This window comes from Streptomyces sp. NPDC001406 (assembly GCF_042895285.1).
In the GTDB taxonomy this organism is placed as follows: Bacteria; Actinomycetota; Actinomycetes; order Streptomycetales; family Streptomycetaceae; genus Streptomyces.
The window spans coordinates 132,855-159,471 of record NZ_JBIAWG010000011.1 but is presented as its reverse complement, the minus strand read 5'-3'; the positions used below and the strand labels follow the sequence as shown (position 1 = coordinate 159,471).

The following is a 26,617-nucleotide window of genomic DNA, read 5'->3' as shown; positions in this document are numbered from 1 at the left end:
TGCCGAACCGCACTTCCCCCTTGACTCCCGCGCGCCCGGCCACCGCCGCCCCGCGCCCCTCTCGCACCGGTTTCCTCGGCGGCCCCGCGCCCATCCTCGCCTCGGCCGTGCTCTGGGGCACGACCGGGACCGCCAGTTCCCTGGCACCGTCCGGCGCGGCTCCGGCGGCCATCGGCTGCGCCGGTCTCAGCCTCGGCGGCATCCTGCTGTTCCTCACCTCGCGGGGCGCCCGCTCCCTGCCCGCCGCCTGCACACGTGCCGAACGATGGCTGATCGTCCTGGGCGCGCTCGCGGTGGCCGGCTATCCGGTGACCTTCTACCCGGCCGTGGCACGCACCGGCGTGGCCGTGGCCACCGTGATCGCGTTGGGCAGCGCGCCGGTCTTCGCCGGGCTGCTGTCCTGGATCACCGGGCAGGCCCGGCCGACCGCACGCTGGACCGGCGCCACCGGGGCCGCCGTGGTGGGCTGCACACTCCTCGTCCTCGGCCCCGAACTGGCCGGGGAAGGTACGCCGGTTGACCTGACGGGAGTCCTGCTCGCGATGTGCGCCGGGCTGTCGTACGCCGTCTACTCGCTGATCGGCGGCAGGCTCATCGCGCGCCTGCACGCGTCCGATGCGGTGATGGGCGTCCTGTTCGGCGCGGCAGGCCTGCTCGTCCTCCCCGTCGTCGTGTTCACCGACGTGCGCCGGCTCGCCACCCCGCGCGGCGCGGCGGTGGCCGTGTACCTGGCCCTGTTCACCGTCTGGCTCGCCTACCGGCTCTTCGGACACGGACTGCGTCACACTCCCGCATCAGTGGCCACGTCGCTGACCCTGGCCGAGCCCGCGGTCGCAGCGGTCCTGGGCGTCACCGTGCTGGGTGAGCGTCTTCCGGCCGTCTCCTGGTCCGGGCTGGCCGTCCTCGCGCTGGGCCTGGTCCTCCTGGCCGCCAAGCCGGCTGGTCCTGCCGACCCTAGGCGTCCTGGGCGTCCTGGGCGTCCTGGGCGTCCTGGGCGTCCTGGGCGTCCTGGGCGTGCTTGAGCGCGTCGCGGGCGGCCGGGCGTTCGGCGGGCTCCAGCGTGCCCCAGTAGGTGTGGGTGACGATCGTGACGGCGAGTTCCTGCTCCCGCTCTCGCAGCGCGGCGACCTTCGACTGCTCCTCGGGGGTCCAGCCGGGGGAGTCGGGATAGGCGGGGGAGCCGTCGCGCCAGTAGCCCTCCGGGCGCTCCCAGGCCTCGATGGGCTCCACGGAATACGGCAGCCGCGCGATCAGGCAGGCGAGATCGCCACGCACCTGTTCGAGATCGCTCTGTGCTTTGCGTAGATCGTCAGGAAAGTCGTATTTCACACACCAACACTAGTTCGGCTTTCCGGTTGTAGCGCCCTGCGGCGCGTGCCGCAAAGCGCTCAGTGGCCCGGTCGGGCGCCGTCGACGCGGTCGAGCAGCGCCAGGGCCTCGGTGGTGCGGCGATGGTCCGGGCCGAAGGCGGCCAGGCAGGCGTCGTGGGCGGCCGCGGCCCGGGTGCGGGCCTCGGTGCCACGGCCCAGCCCGAGCAGGGCCGTGGCCAGGGCCAGCTCGACGGCGCCGGTCTCCGCACCGTGCTGCTCCTGGGGCCGACTGCTGCGCAGCTCGTCGGCGCGCTCCGCCTCGGCGAGAGCCTCCTCGTGGCGGCCCTGACCGTTGAGGCTTCGCACCAGGCCGAGCCGCAGGACCAGGCTGAACCGATCCGGGGTGCCGTGGGCGGCGAGGGCCTCACGGGCGAGCGCCTCGGCCTCCTCGTGGCGGCCCAGCGCGTTGAGGGCGTAGATCTGTCCGTTGCGGGCGGCTGCCGCTATGAACGGCATCTCCGGCCCCGTGCCGCGGGCCGCGACACGGGCGACGGCCGCGCACTCCGCCTCGCATTCGGCGTGCCGGGCGAGCGCGGTCAGCGTCTGGGCGCGGTCCGAGCGCAGTTTCAGGGTCTGCGGGTGTTCGGCGCCGAAGATCCGGCCGAAGACGGGCAGCAGGGCGTCGTGTGCGGCGCAGGCCTCGGCGTGGCGGCCCTGCGCGTTCGTCGCGATCGCGGCGAGGTTCAGCGCCAGCGGTGCGTACATGTCGTCGCGCAGCCGGGAGCGGGCCTCGGCCACGGCGCGGGCCGCGGCCTCCGCCTCGGCGTAGCGCCCGGCCTGGTACAGGGCCATGGCCTGGGTCAAAGGGGAGCTCGTCGTCTGCCCGGGGTTGTTGCGACCGCGCGACCGGAAGAATTTCATGCGCGGAGCATACGGATCCTGCGCACGCCTGTTCGGGTTGGGGGGAGTTGGCCGTGACAGGCGCTACGGCTGCTCAGCAATCCACCGGCAAGATCGACAAGTTGGGAAATCTTCTCGACACGGTGCTGCGTGGCGGGAGATGCTGCGGGCGATGACACGCACCGATACGCCTCCCGCCTGGGACGAGCGCACTCAGCTGACCACCTTCCTCGACTACGTTCGCGCCACCGCGCGTGCCAAGTGCGAGGAACTCTTCGACGAGGACGCCCGCAAGGCACTCCTCCCCGGCTCGCCGCTGATGACCCTGAGCGGCCTGATCAACCATCTGCGTTGGGTCGAGTACTACTGGTTCCAGGTCGTCTTTCTCGGCGAAGAGGACAACGGCCCCTGGACCGACGAGGACCCCGACCGTGAGATGCGCATAGCCGTCGACTTCCCGCTGTCGCAACTGCTCGACGAGTACGCCGAACAGTCCGCGCGCTACAACGAGTTGGTCGCCGCGCACGATCTGGACACCAAGGCCCGGACGAAGCGGCGCGACGGCAGCGCCGTGGACCTGCGCTGGATCCTGCTGCATCTGGTGGAGGAGACGGCCCGCCACAACGGCCACCTCGACATCCTGCGCGAGATGACCGACGGGCGGACGGGCGACTAGTTCCGGTTCACCGCGTGGATCAGTAGCCGGGGAAGACCCGGCGCAGCAGATCCAGATCCGCGGCGCCCGTCGTGACCACGCCGTCGGGTGTGTACCGGGCGGAGAGCCGGCCGGCGACCAGTCGCAGCCATGCTTCGGCGGGCAGAACCAGTGTGCCGTCGGGTCGCTCGGGCAGGTCGAAGTCCACGCTGATCGGCGTCCGCAGCCGCAGGACGAAGTCGGAGGCGGGCTCGGTCGTCGTGACGTGGAGGGCCGCATGCCGGCCTTCGAGCACTTCGGCCTTGCCGGTCCAGGCGAGCAGGTCCGGTTCTCCGTGCAGGAGCGCCGCGGCGGCGTCGGCGGGCAGTGCCGCCCGCTCGTCGAAGACGACGCGGATGTCCCAGGAGTGCAGCGTGAACTCGCTGAGACGAAGCCGCGCCGCCGTCGCCACGTCGACGGGGGCGGGCAGGAAGCCCAAGTCGATCCGGAGTTTCGCGCGAGTGCCGGCGTCCAGGGATTCGTACAGCTCGATCAGTGCGTGATTCGCCTGGAGGAAGCCGTCGGCGCGCTCCCGCCGCGTCATGGCGTTCCACTTGTCCCAGACGGAGTGGTTGAAGTCGGGGCCCGGGTTCGCCGCGCCATCGAGGGCGGCTTCGACTCCGGCCCGCGCGATCTCGGCACCGCTGCCGAGATGGCTGAGCACCTGCGAGAGGTCCCACTCGGCCGCGCCCGACGGCCGGGCCAGGTCGTCGCCGCTGAAACCGGGCACCGAGCCGGCGAGAGCGTCGTGTCCCTTGCGCAGCACGGCGATGACCGTGTCGGCGTTGCCCATTCCTGCTCCACGAATGATCGATCCGGATGGGGATTGGATAGCGTCATCACGCTACGGCCACCGAGGCCTGCCGCGCCGAGGTTATGCGTACTTCGTGTGGTCGGCCGCGCGGGCGCCCGCAAGCGCTCGGCCTCGTCGGCCAGGCCTATCCCGGCGCCGTCATGGGCAGGGATGTTCACGCCCGGCCGGTTGGACCGGCCGGGGGGTGGGGGCAGGGAATGGGCATCTTCGGGCGCAGACGGAGACCGGACCCGCGGCGGGATTCGTGGCCGCCGGCGACGCTGCCGGAAGGACTGCGGAACCTGCCTCTGCCGAGCCACAGCGACAACGGGGATCGCTGGATGTACGAGATCGACGCAGAGTACGCCTCGGAAACCTGGGCACCGCCGGAGTCCGTACGACGCTGGTGGCTGGTGGACAGGGAAGGCAATGTGGTGGGGGAATCCGTGGAGAACCCCGATTACGGCCCTCCGCGGGACGATCTGAGCCACGCCACCGACCCCGACGGCCCGCTGAACTGGCTCCCCGATCCGGAGGCGTCGGTGCGGGGATGGCTGGCGGCCGCGCTCGACCGCGTCGCGCAGGGCATCGAGGTGCACTGGCTCAAGGTCAAGGACACCCCACTGGTCCTCGCCGGGTACGGCGCCTGCGACTTCACGCCGCCCGATGTGGACAGCCCGCCCCCACCACGCATCGGCGCCGCCGTACCCGTCGGGCTGGGCGCTCGACTGGCCGGTCACTCACCCACCGTGCTCTGGGGGCTGCTGCTGTGGGTGATGGTCGCGGACGACCCGGCCGCCGCCCCCAGGCAGAACGTCTGGTTCTGCCCCGAGCTCGACACCGACCATGCCGACGACAGACTGCGCGTGGTCCTCCGGGACCCGGACATTCGGTTCTGACACCACCGAGCCGACGGAGGGCGGAGCAGGAACACCCTTCTGAGGGTATGCCCCTGACGCGACGTCAGGGTTGCTTCAGGGTAGGGACGGGGATGTCACCAATGGTGACGCCGGGGAGTGAGCGGCAGGCTGTTGCTCATGTCGCACACCACCGCCGATCGACGTCGCCCCGCTCTCACCCGCCGCGCCGCCGTTGCCCTCGCCGGCGCCGCTGCCCTGGCAGCCGTCACAGGGGCCTACTCGCCCGGTCCTGCGTACGCCGAGCCGACCTCCGCAGACCAGCCCCTGACCGACTTCAGCGACTGCCCGGCCCTCCCGGCAGGAGTGGACCCGGCCCGCTGGCGGTGTGAAGTTCACACCGCCGCACCGCAGTTGACGATGGGCAAGGTGACCGTGACGCTCGCTCCGATCACCATGACCCATGCCGAGGGGCCGCTGCCCGACGGCACCAACGGGCAGGTGTGGGGAGCCATGCACAGCACACCGACCGCCGTACCGGCCGGCTTCCCCGCTGCCGCCGTGGGCGAGCACGCGCGGCTTCGGGGACTGGCGATACAACCGGAGTACGGCGGCCGATCCGACTTCTTCACCGGACAGTTCAGCCTGCGCTTCCGCCTGCTGAGCCCACTGCTGGCGCCGAACTGCACCATCGGGGCCAACGCGCCGGTCGACTTCCAGCTGAAGCGGTCGGGTCCCTCGCAGTGGGTCTCGCAGGACCCGCCGCTGATCAAGTTCTCGGCGTACGACGACACTTTCGCCGCACCCGCCGCCGAGCACTGCGGGCCGCTGACAAAACTGCTCAACCAGCGGCTCGGCCTCCCGGCCGCGAGCGGAAACCTGATGACGTACGACGCGGCCTACACCTTCAGAACCTATGACCGACTGCCCACGCGCTGATGGGCCGCACGTGCACCGCCGGAGCTGAACTGTCCGGTGAACTAGCCCGCCAAGTCGGACCCGAAACCGGTGTACTTGTGGGGCGGCAGGCCCACCTTGGTCGGACCGAAGGTTGTCGACGCCGTTGTCGAATAGAGCGTGGACGATGCGCCCGGCAGGAACCAGGCCGCGCCCTCGGGGTCGTTCTCCTGAGCGGCGACGGCCGTGAGGTCGGCGTGGCCGTCGTGGTTCACGTCGGAGGCGAGGAGCGTCTGGCCGAAGTTGTCGATTCCCTCCACCGAGCCCGGCACGCCGGGGCTGTCCTGGGTCAGGAACACCGGGCGGGACGTGGTCACACCGGAGGCCGAGCCCCTCAGCAGGGTGATCGCCCCGGCGGAGGGGAAGTAGTGGGTGTCGTCCCCGAAGGACTCACCCGGCGCGCCGACCGCGAGGTCCCCATAGCCGTCCTTGTCGAAGTCGCCGATCGCCAGCGCCTGGCCGAAGCCGTCGCCGTTCTCCGAGGTGTCCGGGACGCCCGTGGTGTTCTGTGTGTACGTGACGCGGCGCGTGCCGCTCGGGCCGGACGAGGTGCCGTAGATGACGTGGATCTTGCCGCCGGCGGAGGCCGAGGGCTCGTCGGCCGGATCCTCGGGGTTGCCGAGGACGATGTCGCCGTAGCCGTCCTTGTTCAGGTCGCCGATCGCGGCCGTCTCGGCGGCGCGCAGGGTCGTCGTCCTGCTGATGCCGTCGGAGGTGCCCTTGTAGTAGGCGGCGGTTGCCAGCTGGTCGCGGTTCGGCTTCTGGCCCGTGACCACGAGGTCGGCCTTGGTGTCGCCGCTGACCCGGCCGGCGGTGAGGACCGGCTTGTCGATGCCCGGGGAGTACGAGGACACCCTGCCGGTCGTGCCCGACTTGCTGAACGGGCCCCGGATCAGCCGGATCCGCCAGGTGGGGCTGCCCGAGTCGCTCTGCGCGCAGATCGCGAGGTCGGGCTTGCCGTCGCCGGTGAAGTCCGCCGCCGCGATGCTCAGGCCGAAGTAACTGCCGTACAAGGGCTGCGGGTTCTTCACCGTCGTACCGCCGGACAGGCCGCTGCGGGAGCCCCAGACGATGACGACCGTGCCGGCGTCCTCGGCGCTGCCGGTCTTCTCGTGCGGGGCGCCGACGACGAGGTCGCTGTAGCCGTCGCGGTTGAGGTCGGCGACAGCGAGCTGCTCGCCGAACTCGTCGTCCTTCTCGGCGCTGTCGGGTATGCCCGCGGTGTTCTGGCTGATCAGCTGGTGCTTGGCGGGATTCAGCCCGCTCGCCGTGCCGTAGGCCACGGCCACCTGCCCGGCCCACGACTTCCCGCTCACCGTGGCGGCGGGGACCGCGATGGCCACGTCCCGGTAGCCGTCGCCGTTGAAGTCGCCCGCGAGCCCGGAGGGGGCGGCGGAGGCGGGAGCAGACAGGACCAAGGGGGTGAGGCCCGCGACGAGCAGGGCGGCGAGGGCCGTGGTTCCGGGCAGGGGGTGCTTCACGTAAGTGTCTCCAGATGGGGCGGGCTCCCGATGTCCGGGTGCTGCGATCAGAAGACGTTCGGCAAACGGCAAGGGTTGTACGTGAGTTCGGTGAATTCTTGAGGCTGCTGTGACGACTCCGACCAGCTACCAGCCCTGCTACAGGCGGGTGACGATCAGGGCGATGTCGTCGGTACCGCCGTTGCTCACACCGAGACGGGCGAGCAGGGTGTCCGCGAGATGGTCGGGGGTGAGGCGGGCGTTGTCGCAGAGGATGTCGGTCATGCGCCGCAGGCCGGTGTCGATGTCCTCGTCGCGGCGTTCGATGAGGCCGTCGGTGTAGAGCACGAGCGTGTCACCGGGCTTGTAGGGGACGGCGGCCTGCGGGCCGGGGACATGGAGGGGGCGGGCTGCCAGCGGAGGGTCGGTGGCCTGGTCGAGGAGGACGAACGTGCCGTCGGCGTGCACGAGGACGGGTGGGAGATGCCCCGCGCTGCTGTAGGTGATGTGCTGACGACGGGTGTTGATGACGGCTTTGACGGCGGTCGTGGCCAGCGCTCCCTCCACCGAGCGGGCATACAGGCCCAGCACCTCCATCGCCCGGGCGGGCTCGCTCAGTGCGCGGACGGCGGCGGACAGCGCGCTGCGCAGCATGCCCATCGTGGCCGCCGCCTCCAGGCCGTGGCCGACCACGTCCCCGACCGCCACGGCAAACGCGTCGTCGGACATGTCCACCACGTCGTACCAGTCGCCGCACACGTTCAGCCCCTCGGCGGCGGGCAGGTAACGCACGACGACGTTGGGGTGCCGGGCCAGATCGGGGGAGTGCAGCATCGCTTCCTGGAGCGTGACGGCGACCTGGCGTTCCCGGGCGTGGGCCTGGCGCAGTTCTTCGTTCACCCGCTGGAGCTCCTGCGCCCGCGCGTACAGTTCGGCCTCCATGGCTTCCCGCTCGCTGAGCGTCTGGCCCGACCGCGCAGGGAGCGGGTGGGCCAGCACGAACTCGGTGACGTCCTCGACCCGGTGGATGATCCATGCCACCTGTCTGTCCGGCCCGAGCACAGGAGCGTTGATCGGCGACCACCAGCGCTCTTCGAACACTCCTGGCTGGTCGGCCACGGGGATGTCGTACTTCTGTACGGCCATCGTGTCCACCTCGTGTGAGTGCAGTACACGGTGGAGCGAGGCGTTGAGGTTGCGCATCCCGTCGGCATCGCGGTCTTCGGGATTGTCCGGGAAGGCGTCGAAGAGGTATTGCCCGACAAGGTCTTCCGGGGTGCGCCCGGTCACGCGGCAGTAGGCCTCGTTGACGTCGACGATCACCAGGCCGGGGTCCAGCACGAGGTGCGGGCTGGGTGTGGCCGCGAACAGCGCCCGGTAGTCGATCGGCGGCGTCGTCACCCGCACACTCCGTTTCGGTTCTGGTGGATCCTCTCCTCCAGGTGCCAACTATGCGCGCTGCCAGTCGCCACGTCCTGCCTGGCCAGGCGTCGGAGTGTCAGAGGAGTTGCGGGTCGTCGTCGGGAGGTGCCTTCCTGCTCCGGTCGGAGTGCCACGTCAGGGCACGCGGCCGCGCAGTGTCGGGTCGTTGCGCAGGCGGGTGAACGTGACGAGCAGGGCCAGGGCCTGTAGTACGCCGCTCGCCGCGATGACGTCGGTCAGGTGGTTCGGCGGGGTGAGGGCGATGACGACTCCTGCCGCGGGGAAGGGCAGCAGCAGGAGCAGGATCGTCAGGGAAAGGGTCGTGGCGAAGGCCGCGGGCGGAATGACCAGCGAGCGCACGGTGCGCAGGACGACGGTGAGTCCTCCGTCTGCGGCCATGAAGAGGGACAGGAGGACCGTGTAGGTGCCGTAGGAGGGGGCGTAAGGGAGGGCGAGGCAGGCCGCGGCGGCAACGGTCGAGCTGATGACACCGACTCCCCACAGCCCCAGCCGGTCGAGGGCGAACCGGCAGCAGGCGAGGGCGAGGAGGGTAGCCGCGGCGGCGACCGACCAGAGGGTGCCCACGGCTGCCGGAGACCGGCCGAGGTCGTCCACCACGATGACGGGGCTGGCCGACTGCAGCAGCCCGAGCACCAGGTTGGAGCAGGCCAGTCCGGCGACGAGCCGGCTCAGGGAGGGCAGTGAACGAAGCGTCCGCCACCCTTCCGCAGGCCTGCCGGCCGGGCCCTGCGCGCCCCGCTGGGCGGCGCGCAGGGGTGTGGGCGGGGTCTGCAGGGCGAGACCGGCCGACACGAAGGACAGCAGGCTCAGGCAAACAAGCATGCGAGTCGGCCCGCTCAGCAGAAGGACACCGCCGAGTGCCGGGCCGACGAGGGTGGCCGTCTGGTCGATGCCGATGAGCGTGGCCTGCACCTTGTGGGAGTGCTCTTCCGTCCGGCGGCTGACGACGGCACCGACGGCTTCGTTGGCGACGAAACTGAACTGCGTGAGCGTGCCGGTCACCGCGGCCAGCGTCATGACGGTGGCCGTCTCGGCCGTTCCCGTCGGCAGCGCAACCAGTACGACAGCGGCAGCCGACACCAGCACGGCCCGGGCGAGGGAGGCGAGGAAGCACACGATCGCCGCGCCGGAGCGGTCCACGAGGGCACCGGCCAGGCTGAACGCCGCCACCCGGGGAGTCCACTCCAGGGCGAAGGCCAAGCCGGTCAGGGACGCCGAGCCGGTGACCGCGAGGACGAGGAGCGGCATGGCATACGTGGACATGGAGAAGGCGAGGGCATCGCAGGCGCGCGGGGCGTAGACGCGCCGGAACAGGCTGCCGGAGGGCACGGCCGCGTGCCTGCCGGCCGGCTGGCCTTCGTAGAGGGAGACGGTCACGGAGTGGGGGGCTTTCGGTGAGCGGTACCTCGGCGGACGGAGGGCCATGGCCTCCGGCGTGGGGGCGTAGCGAGCATATTGACGTGCACATGACAGTCAGGGATGAGCAACTGGCGTGCAGACAGGCGTTGTTGAGGTCTGAACTACGTTGCGGCAACAAGATAGCGGAAAAAGCCTTTCCCCTGCCGCACCGGTGCGGGGCCGCTCAGGGGAGCTTGTCGGCCAGAATCTCGACGGGCTTGATGTCGGGCGCCTCGGCGAGCATCTCCGGGGCGGCCTCCATCAGCGCGGCGGCGATCCTGCCCTGCAGATGGCTCTGGCGCCCCTGCTCGTCGTCGAAGGCGTCGAAGATGCCGAAGGTGGTGGGGCCCTGGCGGAACGCGAACCACGTGACGGTGTCCGACTCCTGCTGTGCCAGTCGCTCCGCCTCGCGCAGCAGGCTTTCGACCTGGTCCGCGTAGTCCGGCTTGGCCTCGATGCGTGCCAGCAGACCGAGTTGCGTCATGATGCACTCCCGTTGGTGGCTTTCGGCATGCTTCACACAGCCTCTCGGGGTGGCGGGCCGTCGGCAACCGGAGGCTGTCGACGGCAACGGGTGGCGTCGGCGCGGAGGCGCTGATGAGTGGTTCGAAAGTCTCGACCACTCCTGAATGCGCTCAAGATGCGCCCCTGAAGGCTTCGAATGTTTCGAACTCACAACCGAAACTTTTGACGGTTGACGTGCTCAAACCAACACTGTTCGCCACCCGCATGGGCCTTCACGAGGAGGAAACACGTACATGAACGCACCCGCACGTCCGAGGAGCCGCGGACGCGGCCACTTACTCATGCTGCTGGTCGCCGTAGTCGCGCTGCTCCTGCCTGGGACCGCCGCTGCCGACACGGTGATCACGACGAACCGAACCGGCACGAACAGGCAATGCGTACCTGTCACTGTACGGGTGGACAACCAGTCCGCTGGTCGAGTACTACGTCGTCGACAACTGGGGCACATACCGGCCCACGGGCACGTACAAGGGCACCGCCACCAGCGACGGCGGCACCTACTCGCCACGGAGGGGCTACCAGAGCAGCGGCAATTCCAACATCACCGTGAGCAACTCCGGCTCTGGCGGCGGCGGTAGTGGTTGTACGGCGACTCTGTCCGCGGGGCAGCAGTGGAGTGACCGGTACAACTTGAATGTCTCGGTGAGTGGTGCCGGCAGTTGGACGGTGACGATGAATGTTCCGTCGCCCGACGGCACCTGGACCTGGCCCACGGTCACCTGCAGCCCGGTTGATCTCAGTTGCGTTCGGATGGGCTGATCGCGACGAGTTCGACCTCGAAGCCGTCGTCGTTCTCCAGGTAGGCGGCGTAGTGCTGCCCACCGCCGGCGTATGGATGCCGCTCGGGGAACATCAGCTGCCAGCCGTGCTGAGCGGCGTCGGCAGCCAGCTTCTCGACAGCGGTGGCGTCCTCGACATGGAAGGCCAGATGGTTCAGTCCCGGACGGCAGCGATCGTGCCGCCCGGCAGTGAGGGCCGGCGACTGCTCGATGACCAGATAGGTCGGCCCGAGCCGCCAACTGCGGCCGTCGTCCCAGCTCTGGTGGACGGCGTAACCCAGTGCCTCAAGCAGCCAGCCGAACGAGGCGAGTGCGCGCTGGAGGTCCGGCACCCACAACTCGACGTGATGCAGTGTGCCGTGTGTGGGCCGACTCATGCGGTCGCCTGGGCGGACTCGGCAGACTCAGTGGCATGTGTGGTGCGCAGATGGATGCAGCGCACCCCCCACGCACCAGCAGGCGTGAGCGGACCGGCCAGTTCGCAGAAGTGGCCGTCATCCGTCTCAATCGTGTCGATCAGCGCCAGCCGGGGAACCGGGATGACTCCGTCGGTGATCAGACGCACGGCAGGATCGCCTTCAGCCGGAGGACTCGTGGAGCCTGGCCCTCGCCTTGCGTTCAACCAGCACAGGGACGAACTCGCGAACGGGTCGTCCGATGAATGACGCGTGTGCCTCGGCTACCGCCGCCTCGATCTCGTCCTGGCTGTGCGTCGCGCTGAAGGCACCCTTCAGACGTTCCACGACGCCGCTGATGGCGTCTTCTTCACGCGTTGTGTCAGCCACAGTGCCACCTGCCTGGAAGGGGGTCTCTCGACCCCCACTGGGACTCGCGCGCGGGAGTGCCGCGCTATCGGTGATCATTGCATTCCGCTTCGGGCGTGATGATGGGAACCGGCCATGCCACCGGCAGGCAACCGGTGCGACCTGGATGTGCCTCCCCTTGTGCTATGCGAAGGCCACGACGTGGCCCGACATGACCTGGGGAGGGTTGGGGAGCAGCGGTGCGAGGTGGTCCCGTACGAAGACCGCCGCCTTCCTGATGGATTCATGCGCCCCGTCCTCGTCTTCGAAGACGCTGGTCGAGATCATCACTCCGTTCCCGGCGTCGACCCAGTAGTAGGCCAGGAGGCCGGGGATCTGACGGATGAGCGGCACGAAGCCCTCGCTCACCCGACGCCCCGCTTCGGCCGGATCGGTCACTCCCTCGTATCGTCTGACGGCTGCGTACACGGCTGATCTCCTCACGATTCCGGGGCTCTCACGGCGGAGACGCTGTACCTCCGCGACGCACGATCCATGCGCGCGTCGTCCGTCAGTCACTGGAAGGGGCCAGCCGACGGCCCGCGCGAGCGGACCGCGGCCTCCGTGAGCGTCGTCGCCGTCCGTACGGCGCTGTTGATCGCCTCGTCGGGGTCGAGCCCGCACAGGTCGGTGAGGATGAAGAGTGCCTCGGCGCTCACGGTCACCGCGAGGTCTCGTTTGAGCTGGGCAAAGGCTTCCAAGTCCGTCGCGCCGAGGGTGCCTTCGAGCGGGAGGAGCGCGTGGTCGATCAGTCCGAAGCGGATTTTGGGGCGGGCGGTTGCGGCATCGGGGCGGGTGATGGTGGCCGAGATCATCGCCCGTACCGCTCCCTCGCGGGCGATGATGCCGCGGAGCAGGAACTCGCAGGCGAAGGCGACCCGCTCGACGGGGTCGGTGGAGTCGCCGACCGGCGCGAGCGCCTCGGCGGGGGGCGGCCAGGCGCCGGCCAGGGCCTCGCTGATCAGTGAGGAGAGGTCGGGGAAGTACCGGTAGGCGGTGGCCTCGGAGACCAGCGCCGCGCGGGCGATCAGAGGCATGGTCACCTCGGCGCCCGTGCCGATGAGTTCGCGGGCGGCCGCCACGATCGCCGTGCGGGTGCGCTGCTTCTGGTTGGTGCGGCCGGTGCCCGCCTGCGCCGTCATCGTGGGACCTCTCCTTCTGTGCGTTCACCCTCATCCTAGCATTCAGCTCTCGTCGTGAGAGTTGACTTGCATAACGAGACTCGGCTTCTCTACTCTCATGAGAGTCAGCTCTCACGAAGGAGACAGCGATGAGTACGGTTTCCGTGGTCGGCCCGGACGACGGCGAGACGATCCAGCTGGGCCCGACACAGATGCGCATCCTGGAGGACGGCAGTACCACCGGGCACCGCCTCGGGATCGGCGAGATCACCCTCGCCCCGCACACCCAGGGGCCGCCGCAGCACCGCCACGCCCAGCACGACGAGGGCTTCTACGTCGTCTCCGGAACCGTGCACTTCACCGTCGGGGAGACGACCCACGTGGCCCCGGCCGGCACGCTCGCGATGATCCCGCCCGGCGCTCCGCACACCTTCGCCAACCTCGGCGACGAGCCTGCCGTGATGCTCAACACCTTCACGCCCGACCTGTATGTGCAGTACTTCCGGGACCTGCGGGACATGATCGCCGGCGGTCAGGAGCTGACCCCGGAGTCGACCGTCGCGGTGATGAGCCGTTACGCCACCGTTCCCGCAACCGACTACGCCTGACGGCCGCTGTCCCGCCGGCCCTTTCCCTCGCAGCGGCCCGTCGCGGCCGCCCACTCCAGGAGCCTCACATGACCAGCAGCACCCACACCCTCACCGTCGACCAGGGCACCCTCGACGTCACCGTCGACCTCCAGGGCCGGCAGGGGCACCCCTTCCTGCTCCTGCACGGAGGCGGCGGTCCGCAGACCGTCACGCCGTTCGCCGGACTCCTCGCCGAGCAGCGTCCGGCCAGGGTGTTCACCCCCGTCCACCCCGGCTTCGACGGCACCGACCGTCCCGACTGGCTGACCGACGTCACGACCCTGGCCCAGGTCTACGCACGGCTGCTCGACGCACTCGACCTGCGGGACGTCACCGTCGTCGGCAACTCCGTCGGCGGCTGGATCGCCGCCGAACTGGCAGCGCTGGGCAGCGACCGGATCAGCAGCGTCACCCTCGTCAACGCCGTCGGCATCGACGTCCCCGGCCACCCGATCGCGGACGCCTTCTCCCTGACTCCCGTCGAACTGTCCCGTCTCTCCTTCCACGACCCCTCGAAGTTCCGCTTCGACCCCAGCACACTCTCCGAGGCGCAGCGCGCGGTCGTGGCCGCCAACCGTGCCACGCTGCGCGTCTATTCGGGCACGAACGCCATGGCCGACCCCACCCTGCCCGACCGACTGGCCAAGATCACCCACCCGACCCTCGTCGCGTGGGGCGCAAGCGACCAGGTCGTGGACGCCGACTACGGACGCGCGTACGCGCAGGCCATCCCCGACGCGGAGTTCCGGCTGCTGCAGGGCACCGGCCACATGCCCCAGACCGAGACGCCCGAGCAATTCCTCCCCGTGGTCTGGGACTTCGCCGACACCCACGCCACCGACCGGCCGCGGCCCTGACCCCGGAAGGGCCGCCCGTGCCCGAACCCGACCGCGGCAGACCGCCATTGGTCCTGGCCGTCTGCTGTCTCAGCGTCCTGCTGGTCAGCCTCGACACCACCATCCTCAATGTCGCCCTGCCCTCGATACAGCAAGACCTGCACTGCTCCGTGGCGGGCCTGCAGTGGACCCTCGACGCGTACACCATCGTGCTGGCCTCGCTGCTGATATGCGCCGGCTCCACGGCCGACCGGGTCGGCCGACGGCGCGTCTTCCAACTCGGGCTCGTGCTGTTCACCGTCGGATCGGCACTGTGCAGCCTGGCACCGGCGCTGAACTGGCTGATCGTCTTCCGTATGGCGCAGGCCCTGGGCGGCTGCATGCTCACCCCGGTCGCCATGGCCGTCATCGCCAACGCGTTCCCGCGGCCGTCGGAGCGGGCCAGGGCCATCGGCGTGTGGGGCGGCGTGGTCGGCATCAGCATGGCGGCCGGACCGATCCTCGGCGGCGTGCTGGTGCAGATCGCCGGATGGCGGTCGGTGTTCTGGCTGAACGTGCCGATCGGGCTGGCCGCGCTGGTCCTCGCCGCCCTGTACGTACCGGAGTCCCGTGCGCCACGGCCCCGCCGGGTGGACCCGGTGGGCCAACTCCTGGTGATCGCGGCGCTCGGCACGCTGACGTACGCCGTCATCGAGGCGCCGGGCCGGGGCTGGACCTCACCCGTCATCGTGGGCTGCCTGATCGCCGCGGCGGGTGCGCTGGCCGGGCTCGTGCCGTACGAGAGGAGACGTGACGAACCGCTGATCGACCCGCGTCTGTTCCGCAGCGCATCCTTCAGCGGGGCCACGGTGATGGCGGTCTGCGCCTTCATCGCGCTCGGCGGCTTCCTGTTCGCCAACGCTCTCCATCTGCAAGGTGACTTGGGGCTCAGTCCGCTGGATGCCGGGGTGCGCCTGCTGCCGATGGCCGTGCTGTGCCTGCTGTGCCCGCCCCTGTCCGGGCGGATGGTGGGGGCAGCCGCGGGCCGCGCGTCCCGCTGCTGATCGCCGGCGCCGGTATCACCGCCGGCGGCGCGCTGGCGGTGCCCGCCACTCGCTCCGGGGACGGCACGGGCATCCTGCTCTACGCGGCGTACGCGCTGTTCGGACTGGGCTTCGGATTCGTCAACGCACCCATCACCGACACGGCGGTCTCGGGTCTGCCGCGGGCCCAGGCGGGGGTGGCCGCCGCGATCGCCGCGACCAGCCGTCAGGTCGGCGCCGCGCTCGGCATCGCGATGAGCGGCGCCGTGATCGCCGCCGGGACGCGCCCCGCCGTCTGGTGGATCATCGTCGGCTGCGGTCTGGCCATCCTCGCCCTGGGCATCCTGACCTCAGGCCCCTGGGCTGCTCACATGGCCGGCGACGGCGGCAACGCAGACGGCGGGCAACCCCCCGGCCGGGCCGAGCCCCTTCACGAGATGCGGAACGAGAGGCCAGGGTCGAACGGCTCGAAGGTGCCCTCGGTGAAGGACAGCAGATAGTGACCCGGTTCCCGGTTCCCGGATCAGCGCGGTCCGGCGGTCCACCACCAGCAGCTGGCGGACGATCGTCAACTCCGCCTCCAGCACGGTCGGCGGCACCCATGACGGCGTCCTCTGAGTACAACTCGTGGCGACCGGCCGGTCCTCGCGTGCCCTGCGGACCGTCGCTCCTCCGGCCAACTCCCTTCCCCGCGGCCCGCCGTGGCCGGTGACCGGCAGCCTAGTGCGAACGTATGCACACCGCCGCGACCGCGATGTCCCGCCGCGCCCGATCTGACACACTGATCTGCCTGGACACCGGCGCATGCGGAGGTGGCGTGGAGACGCGGGCGGCCGACGGCGAAACGGACCGGCAACTCGCCGACTTAGTGGGGGAGGACGCCGCCCAGGGCCTGGCCCGGTGGCGCCGCACCTCCGGCTGGACGGTGTCCCTGCCCGCCGCCCCATGGACCTCGCGGGGCTACACCGACGCCTTCGTCGCCTCCCTCGTACTGCCACCCCCGGGCGGCGACGACCTGAACCTCGTGGCCAAGGTCGTACCACAGGACAACCGGCATGAACCGGACGCCCACCGGCGGGCGTTCGACGACGCGGCCGCCCAGGCGCCCCCGGACGCCGCTTCGGTGACCGACGCGGAGTTCGCGCAGCAGATGATCGTGCACGCCGACCAGCGCTGGGCCGCCGGCCGGCGCGGCCCGGGGCACGGCCCCGTCCTGCCGCCGGGCACGGACCGGCGCCGGCGGATTCTGCGCATGATGGGGGCCCTCGCGGTACCGCAGGGTCTGCGCGAGCCGGCCGAGGAGGCGCTTGAGGACGTCCTGGCGAGCGTGTATCTCCCACCCCCCGAGGACGGTGCCGAGCTGATCCGCGATCTGCCGCCGGGCTGTCACGCTCTCCGACTCGTCGTGGATCCCGACGCACCGGACCGGGTCCACTGGCTGTGGCACACCGCCGACGGGCGCCCGGTCCTCGGCAGCGCTCCGCTCTCCGAGCCCTGCCGGCGGCTGCTGGCCGTGCTGCAGGAGGACAGCGCCGAACGCAGTGCCCTGCTCCCGGGGCAGTTGGCAGCATTGGCCGATCTCGTCCCCGAACAACTGCGGGACCAGCTGGCCCAGCCCGGGAAGCACAGGCTTCTGCTCCTGCCGGTAGGCGAGTTGTGGCTCGTACCGTGGGGTGCCGTACCGCTGCGCGACGGGCTGGTCCTCGGACAGGCCGCCCGCTTCGCCGTGCGCCCTTCCCTCTTCCTGCAGCGCGTGCTGCGCCGGCGCGGCCCGGCCGGCCCGTCCGAGGCGCCGGCCGTCTTCTGGCGCAGCCCGTACATCACCCATCACGAACCGCTTGCGGTCCCCGGGCGCGAGCTGGAGCGGCCCATCGACGCAGGCTCGGTCAAGGAACGCCTGGGCGCCGGCTGTCACACGGTGATCGTCGTCTGCCACGGACGCCCGGGCCCGGGCACCGGCCACTACCTGGAACTGGACGGCGAGAACTGGCTGCTCCCCGCCGACGTCCTGCGCGGTCTCCCGCCGCGGCGGCTGTACCCGGTCACCTGCTGGGGAATCCCCGGGCGCGCGATGACCGACCCGGTCAGCATCGCCGTCCTCGCCCTCGCCAGAGGGACGGTCGAACTGCTCGCCACGGTGGGGGAGTTCAACGACACCCCGGTGGCCGAGGCGTTCGTACGGCAGGTGCTCGACGCGCCGCACGGCGCGCACGGCACCGTGGACGACGCGGTCCACCACGCGATCACGGCGGCCTTCGACTTCCCGGCGATGTGGGACTGCCCCGTCCGGGAATGGGGCGCGCTGCTCCCCATCGGCACCTTCCTCGACCCGACCGCCCCCGACGACCTGGAGGCGACCCGATGACCCCTACGCCCACCGGCTCCGCCGACGGCGCACCGGGCCCCGAGCCGTCGGCACCACCGGCCGAGGGACCGGACGACGTCGACACGGCCGCGCAACTCGCGGACCTGCTCGACGACGCGGCGGCGGGACGCGCCCTGGTCGACTGGGCCCGGCACGGCGGGCACGGCGGTACGGTCCTCCCGGTCGAGCCCCGCTGGCGCCCCTCCGGCGAGAGCGCCACCGGCGCCCTGCTCACCGCCGTGACGGTCACCCCCGGCGTGGGGGACGTGGTGGTCAAGGTGTGCGCCGCCGACCAGCGGTCCGAACCGGACGCGCACACCCGCGCGGAGCGAGTCGGCGGCGACCGGGTGGCGCGGCAGGCGTTCCGGCCGTGGCCGGTGGGCGACGGACGCCTGCTGACCTTCCAGGCCCCCGCTGCCGGCAGTCTGCGTGACGTGGACACACTGGCGGGGCTCGCGGGACAGCATCTCGATGAGGCGTGCGCGTACCTCACCCGGTGGCTGCTGACCGGCTGGAACCAGGGGATCCAGGGTGGCACCGCCGTGCCGACCACCGCCGCCGACGTACTCACGGGCGAACTCGGCGCGCTGCTCTCCGAAGCCGGATCGGCACGGGCCTACGGCGCCCGCATCGCGGCCCTGGCCCCCACCCCGCCCTGGATCGAGGTCGACGGGCATGTCCTGCCCAACCCGCTGGCCATGGCCGCCGGGTCGGAGGGGATCCCCGTGGTGAAGGTCAGTGTCGTACGAGGCCGGGCGCACGGCGACCTGCATCTGCAGAACGTCATGGTGCCGTACCGGCACGGACGCGTCCGGTACGACGGCTTCCGGCTCATCGACCTGGCGACCTTCGCCGAGGACGCCCCGCTGTCCCGGGACATAGCCACCCTGCTGCTGTCGGCGCTGGCACCGAAGGTGCGCGAGAAACTCCCCGACGAGCAGGAACTCGCCCTGCTGCGCCACCTGGTGGACCCGTCGGACCAAGACCTGGGACGGATCGTGCCGGAGTCGGCACAGCTGGTCGCGGCGGTGCGCCGAGCGTGCGCGGAATCGGTCCCGGACACCTGGCGCGACCACTGGACGGACCACTTCCTCCTCAGCCTCCAGGCCACCGCCCTGCGATTCACCACCTACGACAACCTCCTGCCCGCCGGGCGCTGGTGGTTCTTCCGGCTCGCGGCGCACGCCGGTGGAGCGCTGCTGGAGCAGCACCGGCTGCGCGCGCCCGACACGGGGACGCCCCTCGCTCCGCCCGGACCCGTCACCCCGGCCCGGTCCGCTGAGCGGCCGGAGGAGGCGGAGGCCGCGCTGCTGGCGGTCGACCGGCGGACCGTCCGCACCCTGGAGGCGGTGCTCCCGAGCACCGAGTCCCCGGACGTCGCGGCGGTACGGCTGTCGGACCTGTACGTCACCCGCGACGAACAAGAGGGACTACTGGACCAGTTGCGAGCCCAGTGGGCCGGCCAAGACCGGCGGGCCGTCGCCGTGCTGGGGGACCCCGGAAGCGGCAAGAGCTGTGTGCTGTGGGGACTGCGCCGCGCCCTCCTGGAGGAGGGACGAGCCGTGGTCACCATCTCCGCGGCCGCCCTGCTCGGCGGCCCGGACCAGCCCGCCGACCTCGGCGTGCCCGCGCTGCTCGGGGGGTTGGAGGCGTACCGGGAGCGGCTGGAGCGGGAGCAGCCGGGGCGGCCGCCGGCCCTGCTGCTGGACACCGCCGACCTGCTGATGCACAACTCCGTGGACGCCGACCGGCTGGTGACGGTGGCCAAGGACGTCCGGGCGAGCGGTGTGGCCGTCGTCCTGGCCTGCCGGTCGGCGGAGGCGCGGATGCTGGAGGAGCGGTACGCCGACGGGACCGAGCATCGCATCGCCGAGCTGCTGTGCAAACGGCATCTGGGCAGCTACGAGGACGGCCGGACCGAGGCGGATGCGGGCATCCGCGACGGATGGGCCCCCGACTCGGAACTCGGCCGGGCGGTCGACACACACCTGCGCGTCTTCTGCCGGGCGCCCGGCGACCCGGCGCCACGCCAGGGGGTCGGCACGGCGGCGGCCCGCCCGCTCGATCCGGCCCGCGCCGGACAGATGCGCCGGATTCTCGCCGGGGCCGTCGCTTGCGGCCTGCCCCTGGGACAACTGGTCCGGCATCCGCTGTCCCTGCGCATGATCTTCGACCTGTACGCTCCGACCGGCCCTGGCGACGAGAACCTGGACGCGACCGGCCTGTTCGACCACTACTGGGAGAACCGGGTCGTCGCCGATACCAGGCACACGGTCGGCGACACCGGTCCGACGGGACCCGAGGCGGGACGTGACCTGTCCGCGGCCACTCGCCTCCTGGGGCTGGCCATGCTCCGCGCGGGCAAACCCGAGCTGCCGCGCACCGGCGCACGCGACGTCCTGGCCAAGCGGCTGCGCATCCCACCGGGTGACGGCGACAAGATCCTGTCCATTCTGCTGCGCCGCGGTGTGCTGCGTGCACTCGAGCGCGATCACCTCGCATTCCACCACCAGGCGTTCGCCGAATACGCGGCCGGACGGGCCCTCAGCCACTCAGGATCCGGCGCGCTGGCACTGGCCGCCGCACGCGTGGCCAAGCGCCCGGAGGACCTGCTCCTGGCCGAGGCCGTCCGGCACGCCTTCCACACCGCGGACCGGGACGGCTCCTACGACTGGTATCCGCCGCTGGGCGCGCTGCTCGACGCCGACGAGGCGGTGTCCCGGCTGACCGCCCTGCGCATCCACGCCGGTCTGCGCCGGCCGCCCGAGGAGGCCGTCGAGCAGGGCGCCCGCGTCCTGACCACGGCAGATCCCGTGGAGACGGTGACCTATCTGACGGTTCTCAACGGCACCAGCGAGCCCGCCTGGTACGCCTGGCCCGTGCTCCTGCGCACCCTGTGGGACCGGGGCGAGGAGGAGACCCGCCGCCGCGTGCTGACCGCCCTCATCCACCTCGCCCGGCAACAGCCCCGCGTCGCGGCCGGATTCGTCGCGGAGATCCGGCTGCTGCGGTTTCCCGATGCGCAGTCCCTGAAATGCCTGCCGCCCGGAGGGGCCCTGGTCCAGCTGCTGCTGGCACTGGACGCGGCCGATCCGGAGGCGACCGCGCGGGGCTGCGACCGGCTGATCGAGGCGGCCGCCCGCTTCCGCGACCGTACGGTCTACCAACGCGCCCTGTACGCCCTGGCCCGGCTCACCGAGGAGCAGCCCGCCACCTATGCGGCCAGCGCCGCGAGACGGCCCGCGGAGCTGGCCCTGCTGCCGCAGGAGAAACCGTGGGCGGGCGCCTTCGACGACCTGATCGTCGCCGCGGCCGTCGCCTGGGCGGCCGCCCGCCGCGCAGAGGTCGTGCCGCTGGACATCGCGGTCGCCTGTGCCGAGGCGCTGGCGAGCGGCACCACCACGGTGACCGACCGCGCCCTGCTGCGCGGCGTCGCCGAACTGCTGGGCACCGAAGGCGAACAGACGGTTCACCAGGTCCTCGACACCGTTGCCGCGGCCGTCGGCTCCCCGGTGGCCGCGGCCGACGGCGCCAAGTACCTGGTCGCGCCGCTGCTGGCCGTACCCGGCGACCTCCCGGGCCCGCGCGCGGCGCGCGCCTGGTGCCGAGCACGCCTGCGTGCCGCGCCCGGAACCGACCGGGAAACGGGCGTCACCGGCCTGATCGCCAAGGCGCTCGACACGGACAAGGTGCCGCTCCCCAGCACCACCGTCGCCGACTGCATCCACCCGGGGACCGAGGAGCCCGTCGAGCCCCGGCCGGGCGAACTCGCGCACTGGCTGGCCCCCTCCTGGTCCCCGGCGCTGACCGCGGCCGCGGCCGGAGGCGGTCACCCGCACGCCCGACTCGCCCTGGAGCTCACGCTCGTCGCCACCGACGGCGCCCGGAATCCGGCCACGGCCCGGCTGCGGGAGGCGGTCGCCCGCAGGGCCGCCGACGGCTCCGGTCATCTCCTCGGCTGGCTGCGCGCCGAGGCCGCCGTCTCCGGGCGCCGCGAGGGTCTGCGGCGGCTGGCCGAACTGGACCGGGACCTGCTCAGAAACGGGCTGGACGACCCGGCCCACCTGGACGAACTGCATGCCATCGCGCGACACCTGCAGAGCGTCCCGGGCCCCGACTGGCTGGCCGGCATGCGGCTGCGCCTCCTGCTGGTCTCCTGGGGCCTGCTGGTGCCGGCGACCGCCGAGGACACGGCGGACCAACTGCGTACCACCCGGCAAGCCGCCTACCGCCGCCAGATCATGGACCTCACCATGGCGCACCTGCCCAGGGCCAACGGCCTGTGGCGCGCAGAGGACCCGCTGCGCGTCCTCACCCCCGTCATCGAAGAGATCGTCGCCCTCGGCAGCGAGCAACTGCGCCACTACGACCCGGCCGACCACCACGCCCGCCAGATCGTCCTCGCCGGCCACGAGGCACATCTCTTCCTGGTGGCCCTGCACGCCCATTTCGCCGACCTGTCCACGCCCGCCCTGCACACCTCCCTCGCACGCGTCGACGAACTCGCCTTCGCCCCACTCGGCCTCCATCTGCCGCCCGACGACAAGGAGGCCCGCCCCCACTGCTGGCGCCGTCGGCTGCGCCACCTGCCCGCCCTGGCCGTGCGGCTGTCCGGCGCCGGACACCCGACCCGGGCTCAGGACCTGCTGGACACGGCGATCCGCACCATGAACGAGGCCGACCCCCGGCCCCAGCAGAAGTGGCGCAACCCCGCCGCCAATACCTGGCGCCCCTATCTGCGCATCCTCAGCCGGGTGGAACGGGCCGTGCTCAAGGAAGTGATCCTCGACTACGCCGAGCGGGACGTGTGGATGGCCCGCCATCTCGTCGAGGTCGCCGCTCAGACGCTCGGCGACATCTCCCCGGAGCTGTACGCCCTCATGCGCCACCCGAACACCCCGACCCCCCTCCTGGAACCCCTCCGCCGCACCGCGTCCTGGGCCGGCCGCGGCGACTTCGGAACGCCGTGGCCGGACATCTTCACCCGCCTGAACGGGGTTTGAGGCCCCCGGGTGGGACATGTCGTAGGTGAGCTGCCAGTCGGTCTCGGTGGTGGCGAAGTGGTCCTGTCCCATGTCGCCGTGCTCCGACCGCCATGTGCCGCGGTCCGTGGTGGGAGCCAGTGCCTCGCGCAGCCGTCGCAAGCGCTCGGAGTGGGCGAACGGGCCTTCGGACAGACGCAGACACCGATGGGTGCGGGGACGGAAGGCGTTGAACCACGGCGCCAGATCCGGCTCCATGTCTCCCAGCAAGCGGGAGCTGACCTGCCCGCGGGCCCAGCCCTCGATGAACTCGGCGGCTCCCATGAGATGGGTCTCGCACCAGCCCTCGCCGCTCTGCACCACGACGGGCCACTGCTCCGGGGCTCCGTCGGTGGCCCAGCACAGTCGGTCGGCGTCGATGGTGGTGCCCCAGATCAGGAGTGCGCCCGCAGTGGGGTGCCACGCGATGCCGTTGTGATGGTTCGCTCCGAATGGGGTCTGCAGGTAGAGACAGTCGCAGAACTCCCCCCCAGCCGTAGGTGTTGACCAGCCATTTGTAGTCGTCGGGGAGTCGGACGCCGAGTTCGCGTTCGACGGCGGTCCAGTCACCGCGGGCGTCGACGGGTGCGGTCGGTGGTGCGATGAGCCGCACCATGCTTTCGTTCCGCGACATGCGAACAGGGTAGGCGGCAGCCCAGGAGGCACTGCATCGGGAAAATCCCTGCGGGCCATATGGGTGTGGCGTACTGTGGAGTCACCGACGCGGGGTGGAGCAGCTCGGTAGCTCGCTGGGCTCATAACCCAGAGGTCGCGTGGTTCAAATCCCGCCCCCGCTACGAGACGAAGGGTCCGGCATCAGCCGGACCCTTCCTCGTTCGGCGGATCGTCAGTCCCGCAGTACACCGTCCTTGTCGACGATCGCAGCGAACTCCTCGAAGTACATGTTCGAGATCGAGAGGTTCGCGCAGGTCAACGACGAGGAGCGGCAGCTCTGGTGAGCTCAGGGTTGTCGTGTCCGCCAGGACGAGTAGTGGGTGCTGGTAGTCGGACGGCAGGAGCGTCAACGCCTGCTCACACGTCAACCCGGTGAACCGGGGGTCGTCGACGAAATCGACGTGGGCCAGGAATCCGTCCTCGGTCGGAGTGGCCAGGACTGCCTGCAACCGTTCCCATGAGGGTGGGACGGAGAAGTCGGTACGTACCAGCAACGCGTTTGTACTGCCGGGCAGTTCAATCACTCGATGACCGTACTACCACGTGACAGGCGTCAGCGCCGGCGTCATTCACTTGCCGTGCAGAGCGTTTCTCAGCGCGCCTACGGCGATTCGGCGGGCCACATTCGTGGCGTAGCAGTCGCGGAGGCTGTCGAGCATCAGGAAGTCGTGGACCATTCCGAGGACGCGGACGGCGGTGACCGGGACGCCGGCCTCACGCAGACGTGCCGCGTAGGCCTCGCCCTCGTCGCGCAGTACATCGGCCTCGTCGGTGATGACCACGGCGGGTGGAAGGTCCTTCAGGTCGTCGAGTGAGGCGTGCAGTGGTGCCGCATAGCGTTCTTTGCGCTGGGAGTTGTCGGTCGTGTACTGGTCCCAGAACCACATCATCCCGTCCCGGGTGAGGTAGTAGCCGTCGGCGAACTGCAGGTACGACGGCGTGTCGAAGTTCGCGTCGGTCACCGGGTAGAGCAGCACCTGGGCGGCGAGGCGGACGTCGCCGCGGTCCTTGGCCATCTGGGCGAGGACCGCGGACATGTTGCCGCCGACGGAGTCGCCGCACACGGCCAGGCGCGAGGCGTCGAGGCCATGGTCGGCTCCGTGGGCCACGACCCATTGGGCGACGGCGTAGTTCTGTTCGTTCTGGGTCGGGTACTTGGCCTCAGGGGCGCGGTCGTAGACGGGGAAGACCGCCGCGGCGTCGGCGCCCACGGCGAGTTCCCGTACGAGGCGGTCGTGGGTGTTCTCGTCGCCGAAGACCCATCCGGCGCCGTGGATGTAGAGGATCACGGGCAGGGGGCCGTCGGCGCCCTTGGGCTTGACGATGCGGGCCCGGACGGTGCCCCAATGCCCGGCATCGACGCTGACCGAGTCCTCGTCGATGGGGGGCTTCTCCACGCCCTCCCCGGTCTGCAGGCCTGCGAGGAGGTCTCGCCCCTGGTCGGGCGGGATCTCGTAAATGCGGGGGTGGGGTGCGGTGGCGTCGGCGAGTTCCTTCGCCGCGGGCTCCAGCTGAGGAGTGGGCGGCGGGGGCAGGTGCTGCATGACGAACCTCCCAGAACGACAGTGTGATGTCCTTGCCTCACTGCTGGTTGGTCAAAGGTTGATCATGTGTCCGGCGAGGCCGTGCAGGGCGTCCTGTACGGCCTCGCTCAGCGTCGGATGCGCATGGACGTTCCTGATCAGCTCGGTCACCGTCAGATCCCACTGCTGAGCCAGAGTCAGCTCCGGCAGGAGCTCGGTCACGTCCGGGCCGATCAGATGGGCGCCGAGCAGTTCGCCGTAGCGGGCGTCAGCAATCAGCTTCACGAATCCGACCGTGTCGCCGAATCCGTGTGCCTTGGCGTTGGCGGTGAACGGGAACTTCGCCACGCGCACGTCGAAGCCTTCGGCGCGGGCCTCGCTCTCGGTCCAGCCGAAGCTGGCGATCTGGGGCTGGCAGAACGTGGCGCGCGGGATCATGCGGTAGTCGAGCTCCATGGTCTCGGCGCCGGCGATGCTCTCGGCGGCGACGATGCCCATCGCCTCGGCGGTGTGCGCCAGCATCAGCTTCGCCGTGACATCGCCGATCGCGTAGATGTGCGGCCGGCTGGTACGGCAGTGTCCGTCGACGTCGATGGCGCCCCGCTCGGTGAGCCGCACCCCCGTGCTGGACAGGCCGTAGCCGGCGGTGCGCGGTTGGAAGCCGGTGGCCTGCAGTACTTTCTCCGCCTCCAGGACCTGGGGGCTGCCGCCCCGCTCGACCACCACGCGGACGCGGTCCTCGGCCTCCTCGATGGACCGGACGCGCGCAGAGGTCAGCACGTTGATCCCGAGTCGCTTGAAGCGCTTGGTGAGCTCCGCCGAGACCTCCTCGTCCTCCAAGGGCGCGATGCGGTCCAGGAACTCGACCAAGGTCACCTCGACGCCGTAGCACCGCAACAGATAGGCGAACTCGACTCCGATGGCACCCGCGCCCGCGATGATCAGGCTTGCGGGGAGGTGGTCGGCGAGGATCTGTTCCTCGAAGGTGACGACCCGCCTGCCGAGCCTCGTGCCGGGAAGCAGCTTCACGGTCGCGCCGGTCGCGATGATGCAGGAGCGGAAGGACAGTGTTTCCTCGCCGTCGCTCATCCGCACCTGCAAGGTGTGGGGGTCGAGGAAGGTGCCCTGGCCCTCGAACTGCGTGATCTTGTTCTTGCGCATCAGATAGGAGACGCCCTTCGCGCGCCCCTCGGCAACCACACGGCTTCGCTCATACGCGGTGCGGTAGTCCAGGGTGACGTCCCCGCTCGTCTTCACCCCGAACTTCTCGGCGTCATGCAGGAACAACTGCGCGACCTCGGCATTGCGCAACAGGGCCTTGGCCGGGATGCATCCGATGTTGAGACAGACACCGCCCCAGAACCGGCCCTCCACGACGGCCGTACGAAGTCCCAACTGGGCGCAGCGGATGGCCGCCACATATCCGCCCGGGCCGGCGCCCAGGACCACGACATCGACGTCCGTGCTCATCGCTCCACCTCACCGAGGCTGGTGCTGTTCGCGGCC

Annotated in this window: 22 protein-coding genes, 1 tRNA gene and 3 pseudogenes; 11 read left to right on the top strand and 15 right to left on the bottom strand. The window is 70.8% G+C overall.

Translation table 11 applies throughout. The features are described from left to right. Window positions 1-20 precede the first annotated feature (20 nt). Window positions 21-1,022 carry a DMT family transporter gene (locus tag ACFY1J_RS26675; RefSeq protein ID WP_390732085.1) on the top strand — a complete coding sequence of 334 codons (1,002 nt, stop codon included), beginning with the start codon at window positions 21-23 and terminating at the stop codon, window positions 1,020-1,022. On the opposite strand, the gene ACFY1J_RS26670 is transcribed toward ACFY1J_RS26675, so the two are convergent. Beyond that, a complete protein-coding gene (locus tag ACFY1J_RS26670) occupies window positions 955-1,329 on the bottom strand; it encodes a nucleic acid-binding protein (RefSeq protein ID WP_390732084.1) in 375 nt (124 codons plus the stop codon). The two genes, ACFY1J_RS26675 and ACFY1J_RS26670, sit on opposite strands and share 68 nt — an antisense overlap. 59 nt (window positions 1,330-1,388) lie before the next feature. Then, on the bottom strand, window positions 1,389-2,231 hold the full coding sequence (locus ACFY1J_RS26665; protein ID WP_390732083.1) for a tetratricopeptide repeat protein: 843 nt from the start codon (window positions 2,229-2,231) through the stop codon (window positions 1,389-1,391). A gap of 151 nt (window positions 2,232-2,382) precedes the next feature. Between ACFY1J_RS26665 and ACFY1J_RS26660 the strand changes: the two genes are divergently transcribed. Then, entirely contained in the window at window positions 2,383-2,886 is a 504-nt protein-coding gene (locus ACFY1J_RS26660; RefSeq protein ID WP_390732082.1) for a DinB family protein, read from the top strand. A 19-nt stretch (window positions 2,887-2,905) separates the two neighbouring features. On the opposite strand, the gene ACFY1J_RS26655 is transcribed toward ACFY1J_RS26660, so the two are convergent. After that, on the bottom strand, window positions 2,906-3,697 hold the full coding sequence (locus ACFY1J_RS26655) for a maleylpyruvate isomerase N-terminal domain-containing protein (protein ID WP_390709479.1): 792 nt from the start codon (window positions 3,695-3,697) through the stop codon (window positions 2,906-2,908). A gap of 341 nt (window positions 3,698-4,038) precedes the next feature. On the opposite strand from ACFY1J_RS26655, the gene ACFY1J_RS26650 reads away from it, so the two are divergent. Beyond that, window positions 4,039-4,596: a hypothetical protein gene (locus ACFY1J_RS26650; protein WP_390709478.1), complete on the top strand. Its 558-nt coding sequence runs from the start codon at window positions 4,039-4,041 to the stop codon at window positions 4,594-4,596. 138 nt (window positions 4,597-4,734) lie between these two features. Further along, a complete protein-coding gene (locus ACFY1J_RS26645; protein ID WP_390709477.1) occupies window positions 4,735-5,493 on the top strand; it encodes a hypothetical protein in 759 nt (252 codons plus the stop codon). Window positions 5,494-5,534: 41 nt separating this feature from the next. On the opposite strand, the gene ACFY1J_RS26640 is transcribed toward ACFY1J_RS26645, so the two are convergent. The 4 genes from ACFY1J_RS26640 to ACFY1J_RS26625 all read right to left on the bottom strand — a co-directional run bounded on the left by ACFY1J_RS26640 (window position 5,535) and on the right by ACFY1J_RS26625 (window position 10,296). Then, window positions 5,535-6,992: an FG-GAP-like repeat-containing protein gene (locus ACFY1J_RS26640; RefSeq protein WP_390709476.1), complete on the bottom strand. Its 1,458-nt coding sequence runs from the start codon at window positions 6,990-6,992 to the stop codon at window positions 5,535-5,537. Between the two features lie 138 nt (window positions 6,993-7,130). Continuing rightward, entirely contained in the window at window positions 7,131-8,372 is a 1,242-nt protein-coding gene (locus ACFY1J_RS26635; RefSeq protein WP_390732081.1) for a SpoIIE family protein phosphatase, read from the bottom strand. 156 nt (window positions 8,373-8,528) lie between these two features. Continuing rightward, window positions 8,529-9,791, bottom strand: a complete 1,263-nt coding sequence (locus ACFY1J_RS26630) for an MFS transporter (protein ID WP_390709474.1) — start codon at window positions 9,789-9,791, stop codon at window positions 8,529-8,531. 205 nt (window positions 9,792-9,996) lie between these two features. After that, complete coding sequence (locus tag ACFY1J_RS26625) at window positions 9,997-10,296, bottom strand: putative quinol monooxygenase (protein ID WP_390709473.1); 300 nt, start codon at window positions 10,294-10,296, stop codon at window positions 9,997-9,999. A 274-nt stretch (window positions 10,297-10,570) separates the two neighbouring features. Here ACFY1J_RS26625 and ACFY1J_RS26620 point away from each other — a divergent pair. Beyond that, window positions 10,571-11,096, top strand: a pseudogene (locus ACFY1J_RS26620) (glycoside hydrolase family 11 protein). Here the strand turns inward: ACFY1J_RS26620 and ACFY1J_RS26615 are convergent. The 5 genes from ACFY1J_RS26615 to ACFY1J_RS26595 all read right to left on the bottom strand — a co-directional run bounded on the left by ACFY1J_RS26615 (window position 11,074) and on the right by ACFY1J_RS26595 (window position 13,061). Continuing rightward, a complete protein-coding gene (locus tag ACFY1J_RS26615) occupies window positions 11,074-11,493 on the bottom strand; it encodes a VOC family protein (RefSeq protein ID WP_390709472.1) in 420 nt (139 codons plus the stop codon). The pseudogene ACFY1J_RS26620 and the gene ACFY1J_RS26615 overlap by 23 nt on opposite strands. After that, window positions 11,490-11,681, bottom strand: coding sequence for a hypothetical protein (locus tag ACFY1J_RS26610; RefSeq protein WP_390709471.1), 192 nt, complete (start codon window positions 11,679-11,681; stop codon window positions 11,490-11,492). Before ACFY1J_RS26610 ends, ACFY1J_RS26615 begins: the two co-directional genes overlap by 4 nt. Before the next feature lie 13 nt (window positions 11,682-11,694). After that, window positions 11,695-11,901, bottom strand: coding sequence for a three-helix bundle dimerization domain-containing protein (locus ACFY1J_RS26605; RefSeq protein WP_390732080.1), 207 nt, complete (start codon window positions 11,899-11,901; stop codon window positions 11,695-11,697). A 162-nt stretch (window positions 11,902-12,063) separates the two neighbouring features. Next, the gene (locus tag ACFY1J_RS26600) at window positions 12,064-12,348 is read right to left on the bottom strand and encodes a hypothetical protein (RefSeq protein ID WP_390709469.1); all 285 of its coding nucleotides are present in this window, start codon (window positions 12,346-12,348) and stop codon (window positions 12,064-12,066) included. Between the two features lie 86 nt (window positions 12,349-12,434). Next, window positions 12,435-13,061: a TetR/AcrR family transcriptional regulator gene (locus ACFY1J_RS26595; protein WP_390709468.1), complete on the bottom strand. Its 627-nt coding sequence runs from the start codon at window positions 13,059-13,061 to the stop codon at window positions 12,435-12,437. A 128-nt stretch (window positions 13,062-13,189) separates the two neighbouring features. Between ACFY1J_RS26595 and ACFY1J_RS26590 the strand changes: the two genes are divergently transcribed. The 6 genes and pseudogenes from ACFY1J_RS26590 (at window position 13,190) to ACFY1J_RS26565 (ending at window position 23,710) form a co-directional block, all read left to right on the top strand. Continuing rightward, the gene (locus ACFY1J_RS26590) at window positions 13,190-13,648 is read left to right on the top strand and encodes a cupin domain-containing protein (RefSeq protein ID WP_390709467.1); all 459 of its coding nucleotides are present in this window, start codon (window positions 13,190-13,192) and stop codon (window positions 13,646-13,648) included. Window positions 13,649-13,716: 68 nt separating this feature from the next. Next, window positions 13,717-14,526: an alpha/beta fold hydrolase gene (locus tag ACFY1J_RS26585; protein WP_390732079.1), complete on the top strand. Its 810-nt coding sequence runs from the start codon at window positions 13,717-13,719 to the stop codon at window positions 14,524-14,526. 17 nt (window positions 14,527-14,543) lie between these two features. Then, a pseudogene (locus tag ACFY1J_RS26580) lies at window positions 14,544-16,027 on the top strand (MFS transporter). A gap of 233 nt (window positions 16,028-16,260) precedes the next feature. After that, a complete protein-coding gene (locus ACFY1J_RS26575; protein WP_390709464.1) occupies window positions 16,261-17,892 on the top strand; it encodes a hypothetical protein in 1,632 nt (543 codons plus the stop codon). Next, on the top strand, window positions 17,889-22,895 hold the full coding sequence (locus tag ACFY1J_RS26570) for a hypothetical protein (RefSeq protein WP_390732078.1): 5,007 nt from the start codon (window positions 17,889-17,891) through the stop codon (window positions 22,893-22,895). Before ACFY1J_RS26575 ends, ACFY1J_RS26570 begins: the two co-directional genes overlap by 4 nt. 740 nt (window positions 22,896-23,635) lie before the next feature. After that, window positions 23,636-23,710: transfer RNA gene (locus ACFY1J_RS26565), tRNA-Met, on the top strand. Window positions 23,711-23,760: 50 nt separating this feature from the next. Here the strand turns inward: ACFY1J_RS26565 and ACFY1J_RS26560 are convergent. The 3 genes and pseudogenes from ACFY1J_RS26560 to lpdA form a co-directional block, all read right to left on the bottom strand. Next, a pseudogene (locus tag ACFY1J_RS26560) lies at window positions 23,761-24,112 on the bottom strand (DUF6924 domain-containing protein). 45 nt (window positions 24,113-24,157) lie between these two features. Continuing rightward, window positions 24,158-25,132 carry an alpha/beta hydrolase gene (locus ACFY1J_RS26555; protein ID WP_390709462.1) on the bottom strand — a complete coding sequence of 325 codons (975 nt, stop codon included), beginning with the start codon at window positions 25,130-25,132 and terminating at the stop codon, window positions 24,158-24,160. A 51-nt stretch (window positions 25,133-25,183) separates the two neighbouring features. Then, window positions 25,184-26,581, bottom strand: coding sequence for a dihydrolipoyl dehydrogenase (gene lpdA, locus ACFY1J_RS26550; protein WP_390709461.1), 1,398 nt, complete (start codon window positions 26,579-26,581; stop codon window positions 25,184-25,186). Window positions 26,582-26,617: the final 36 nt, after the last annotated feature.